The organism is Terrabacter sp. P5_B1 (assembly GCF_056400505.1).
Map to the genome: position 1 here is coordinate 1 of NZ_JBFULD010000312.1, position 4,943 is coordinate 4,943.

Sequence of the window (4,943 nt, forward strand, 5' to 3'; positions counted from 1 at the left end):
GTTCCCGATTGTCGGGAACTGGGCACTCGACTTTGTATCTGGGAGCCTGGCCCCCGGTCGAGTGCTCACTTTCCTGCGTCGGGAAGTGGGCACTCGACTTTGTCTCTTGCCTGCCTCAGACGAGTGCTCACTTTCCTGCGTCGGGAAGTGGGCACTCGACTTTGTCTCTTGCCTGCCTCAGACGAGTGCTCACTTTCCTGCGTCGGGAAGTGGGCACTCGACGTGTCTAGGGGTCAGTGGAGGTCGTATGCCTTGAGGAAGCTGACGATGAAGGGCGCGGCGCCCGTCACGCCGTTGTCGCCGACCTCGTTGTAGGCGGCGATCGCGATGTCGCCGCGGCCCGCGACCATCCAGGCGTGGGTGTCGGGCGGGTTCTTCGTCCCGAACTCGGCGGTGCCCGTCTTGGCGTACTCGACGCCGAGCGGCTTGAGGACCGTGCCGGAACCCTCGGCCACGACGGCGCGCATCTCCTGGCGCAGGACGTCGGCCTCGGTGGCGGCGAGCGGCGTGGCGGGCGGGGGCAGGGCGGGTGCGCCGGCGACGAGCTGCGGACGCACCGTCTGGCCCTTCATCACCGAGGCGACGACGAGGGCCATCGTCAGCGGCGACGCCTCGACGCGGCCCTGGCCGATGAACGAGGCCGCGTGCTCGACGACGTCGTCCGTCGGCGGCACCGAGCCGAGGAACCCGGTGAACGGCAGGTCGAGCTTCTCGCCCATCCCGAGTGACTGCGCCGCGGTGACGAGGTCGTTCTGGCTCACCTTCTGGTACTGGCTGATGAAGGCCGTGTTGCACGAGTAGGCGAGCGCGGTCCGCATCGGGATGTCCCCGAGGTGCTGGGCGGGGTAGGTCGTGTAGTTGCTGAACTGGCGGCCGTTGACCGTCAGCGTCGGGGTGCAGGGCAGCGTCGTGTCGGCGGTGGCGCCCTTGCGCACGTTGGCGAGGGAGCTGACGATCTTGAACGTCGAGCCGGGCGCCTCCTTGCCGGCGAGCGCGAGGGTCGAGCCGTTCGCGGCCGGCCCGACGGCCGCCGCGAGGATCTCTCCCGTCGACACCCGCACGGCGACGAGGGCGGTGGGGTGCGCCGTCTGCTGGGCGAGCGCTGCCTCGGCCGCGCTCTGCGCCTTCTGGTCGAGGGTGATCGTCAGCGGCTTGCCGTCGGTGGACGGCTCGGCGTAGAGCTCCCGCTTGTCGAGGATGCTGCCGTCGGCGCCGCGCTTGACGGCGTGGACGGCGAGGCCGGGGGTGCCGCGCAGCTGCGCGTCGTAGCGGTACTGCAGCCCGGTCTGGCCGACGGAGTCGCCCGCCTCGAGCGTGCCCTTCGAGGCCTTGATCTGCTCGGCGTTCGCCTCGCCGACCGTGCCGAGGATCGGGGCGGCCCACGTGCGGGTCGGGCCGAGGACCTGCATCGTCGGCACGGTGAGCGCGCCCTTGACCTTGGCGATCGCCGCGCCGTTCCGCTCCAGGACGGGGTCGGTCTGGCGCAGCGACACGCCCTGGACGAAGGCCCTGGAGCCCGCAGCCCCGACCTTCGCGGCGAAACGGGCGGGGTCGATGCCGATGAGCGCCGCCAGCGCCTTCGCGGAGGCGGTGGCCTCGGCCCCGGACACCTTCGTCTTGTCGATGCCGACCGCCGCGACCTCGCGCTCCGTCATGATCTTGCCGCCGGCGGCGTCGACGATGTCGGCGCGCTGCGGCCACTTGCGGGCGACGTCCAGGGTCTCGTCGGCGGTGAGCTGGGGCGCCACGACGCCCGGCGTCCACGACACCTGCCACCGGCCGTCGACCAGGGTCATCGGGACCTGGGTCGTGTAGGTCCAGTCGGTGGGGGACGTCGAGACGTCCCACCGGCTCACGAGCGTCGCCGTCGCACGGTCGGAGCCCTCGGCGTGGCTCATCTCGCTCAGCGACACCTGGGGTCGCAGCGTGCCGAGGTCCTTGTAGGCGGCCGTGACGAATGCAGTGGCCCTGGCCGGGGTCGTGCCCTTGAAGGTCAYGGCACCGAGGTCGCCCGTGGACAGGCCTGCGGCGAGGGCGCGCGCGGCGTCACCGGGCTCAGGCGGCGAGTCGAACATCGAGCACCCGGCCGCGAGCGTGCCGGCGAGCACGCCCGTGAGCGAGACGGAGACGAGAGTCCTGGCGCGAGATCCCCTGAACATGGCCCCACGGTACGTGCCGCAGCGCGACATGCTCGTCACCGGACGGTCAGCGCTCGGGGCGCCAGAGCTGCACCGACGCGACCGGCTCGAAGCCTGCCGACAGGAAGGCGCGCAGGGCCCGGGCGTTGCCCGGGGCACACGCGGCGACGACGACCTCGCCCTCCGGGAGGAGGGTCAACGCGTCCCTGACGAGGTCGGCGCCGACGTGGTCCTTGCGGGGGTCGATCTCGACCCCGACCTCGGGCAGTCCACCCAGCCCGGTCGAGAGGGTCACGAGCGTGTGGTCGTCCGGGGCGGCATACCCGAAGGTCGCGACGGCGCTGCGCACCGATGTGGCGTGCTGGGCACGGGGATGGTTGCGCAGGTCGCTGCGGGGCACGAGAGTGGGCTCGCCGCCCGTGCCGCGAGCGACGAGCACGATGTCGAGGGCGTCGATCCAGCCGCTCCCGGCGAGCCGGGAGACGAGGCGCGGGTTGCTGGCGCCCCCGAAGCCGTCCGGGCCGAGCGAGACGAGGGTGCCGTCGGAGACGTCGTCGTCGACGGCGAGGAAGGCGCGGCCGGTGAACGCGACAACGCCCTCGACGCCGGGACGCCATGGTTCGACGCGCTCCCACCCACCGTCGACGGTGGGGAAGTCGCCGCCTGCGGCCTTGCTGAGGACTTCCGCGATGGGGTGCACGCCATCCATCCAACCCGGCTCGTCCCGCCCGCGCCCGCCGGGGTCCACCTGTTGGCACCCACTCGGCGCCCCGGCGGGTAGGTTGAGGCCATGTCACGACCGCACGCGGCCGCCATCGTCGAGGACGCCGTCCACGAGCAGGTCGAACGCGTGCTGCGCAGCCGCGGCTGGGGCAACCGCGTCATCACCCACGTGGGCTACGGATCGACGAGCTTCGTGCGGGTGTATGCCCGGATCCTGCTCGGGCGCAAGGGTCGCGAGCACATCGAGGGACCCGAGGCCCGTCAGGACGCCACCGGCGCCCTGAGCCCGGCTCACTACGACCGCGGCTGGCGCGCCTTCCTCACGTCGCCGGCCACCGGCGTCCCCGTCAAGGTCACCGTGGGCGACCGCGAGGTCTACGGCCGGTCCGACCGAGGCGGCCACGTCGACATCGTGGCCCGCGACCACGGTCTCGAGCCGGGGTGGCAGCAGGTCGTCGTCGAGGCGCAGGGCACTGACCCGGTCGCGGCCGACGTCTTCATCGTCGCCGACGGCGTGACGCACGGGATCGTCAGCGACATCGACGACACCGTCATCACCACGATGCTGCCGCGCCCGATGATCGCGGCGTTCAACACCTTCGTCCGGCGCGGCAAGGCTCGGCACTCCGTGTCCGGCATGGCCCCGATGTACCGCCGCATCCTCTCGGCGCACCCGGGCGCCCCCATCGTCTACGTCTCGACAGGCGCCTGGAACACGGCCGCGACCCTCAACCGCTTCCTCGTCGAGAACGGCTTCCCCCTCGGGCCGCTCATGCTCACCGACTGGGGTCCCACCAACACCGGCTGGTTCCGCAGCGGCCAGGCGCACAAGCGCAGCTGCCTCGACCGGCTCGCCCGTGACTTCCCTGACATCAGGTGGCTGCTCATCGGCGACGACGGCCAGCACGACCCGCAGATCTACGCCGACTTCGCCGAGGCCAGGCCCGACCGGGTCGACGCCATCTGCATCCGCCACCTGTCCCCGAAGGAGCAGGTGCTGTCCAACCCGATCCGCATCGACTCGCCGATGCGGCCGTGGGCGGCGCGCTCGGTGCCGACCTTCTCGGGGCCGGACGGGCACGGGCTGTTGCGGGTGCTCAGCGACGCCGGCAAGGTCGGGGAGGCCGTGGCCACCGACGAACAGCCCTCGCGTCCGGGTCGTTCCGTCGTCTCCGGATGACAGACTGGCGCCATGCCTGAGCTGCCGGAGGTGCAGGCGCTCGTCGACTTCCTCGCCGAGCGGACGGATGGTCTCGCCATCACGTCGGTCGAGCTCGCGTCGTTCAGCGTGCTCAAGACCTTCAACCCGCCGCCGCAGGCGCTCGAGGGGGCGCCCGTCGACGGCGTCCACCGCCACGGCAAGTTCCTCGACATCGACGCCGACGGCACGCACCTCGTCTTCCACCTCGCGCGCGCCGGCTGGCTGCGCTGGTCCGACCAGATGCCCGCGACGGTCGTGCGCCCCGGCAAGTCGCCGATCGCCCTGCGCGTGCGCCTCTCCGACGGATCCGGCTTCGACCTGACCGAGGCGGGCACGAAGAAGTCGCTCGCGGCCTACATCGTCAAGGACCCGACCGAGGTGCCCGGGATCGCGCGGCTGGGACCCGACCCGATGGCCGACGACTTCAGCATCGAGCAGTTCCGCTCGATGCTCGACGGCCGGCGCACCCAGATCAAGGGGCTGCTCCGCGACCAGGAGTTCATCGCCGGCGTCGGCAATGCCTACTCCGACGAGATCCTCCACGTCGCGAAGATCAGTCCCTTCGCCATCGCCGGCTCGCTCCCCCCCGAGGTCGTCGACCGGTTGTATGCCGCTCTGCGCGACACGCTCAAGGGCGCGGTCGCGACGGCGTCGGGCAAGCCGGCCAAGGAGCTCAAGGACGCCAAGCGCGCCGGCATGCGGGTCCACGCCCGCACCGGCGAGCTGTGTCCGGAGTGTGGCGACACCGTGCGTGAGGTGTCGTTCGCCGACACGTCCCTGCAGTACTGCCCCACCTGCCAGACCGGCGGCAAACCGCTCGCCGACCGGCGGATGTCCAAGTTGCTCAAGTAGTCCCGCACGCAGAGAGGGCGCGCCGGGTG

4 protein-coding genes are annotated in these 4,943 nt (G+C 71.7%); 2 read left to right on the top strand and 2 right to left on the bottom strand.

Translation table 11 applies throughout. The features are described from left to right. Nucleotides 1–233: 233 nt before the first annotated feature. Together AC1DP0_RS17970 and AC1DP0_RS17975 are read right to left on the bottom strand one after the other, a co-directional pair. Nucleotides 234–2,159 (bottom strand): penicillin-binding transpeptidase domain-containing protein, encoded by a 1,926-nt coding sequence (locus AC1DP0_RS17970; protein ID WP_478087041.1) that lies wholly within the window; start codon nt 2,157–2,159, stop codon nt 234–236. Between the two features lie 46 nt (nt 2,160–2,205). Then, entirely contained in the window at nt 2,206–2,838 is a 633-nt protein-coding gene (locus tag AC1DP0_RS17975; protein ID WP_478087044.1) for an N-acetyltransferase, read from the bottom strand. 90 nt (nt 2,839–2,928) lie between these two features. On the opposite strand from AC1DP0_RS17975, the gene AC1DP0_RS17980 reads away from it, so the two are divergent. After that, nucleotides 2,929–4,041, top strand: coding sequence for an App1 family protein (locus AC1DP0_RS17980; RefSeq protein ID WP_478087046.1), 1,113 nt, complete (start codon nt 2,929–2,931; stop codon nt 4,039–4,041). Between the two features lie 12 nt (nt 4,042–4,053). Next, the gene (locus AC1DP0_RS17985) at nt 4,054–4,914 is read left to right on the top strand and encodes an Fpg/Nei family DNA glycosylase (protein ID WP_478087048.1); all 861 of its coding nucleotides are present in this window, start codon (nt 4,054–4,056) and stop codon (nt 4,912–4,914) included. Nucleotides 4,915–4,943 lie beyond the last annotated feature (29 nt).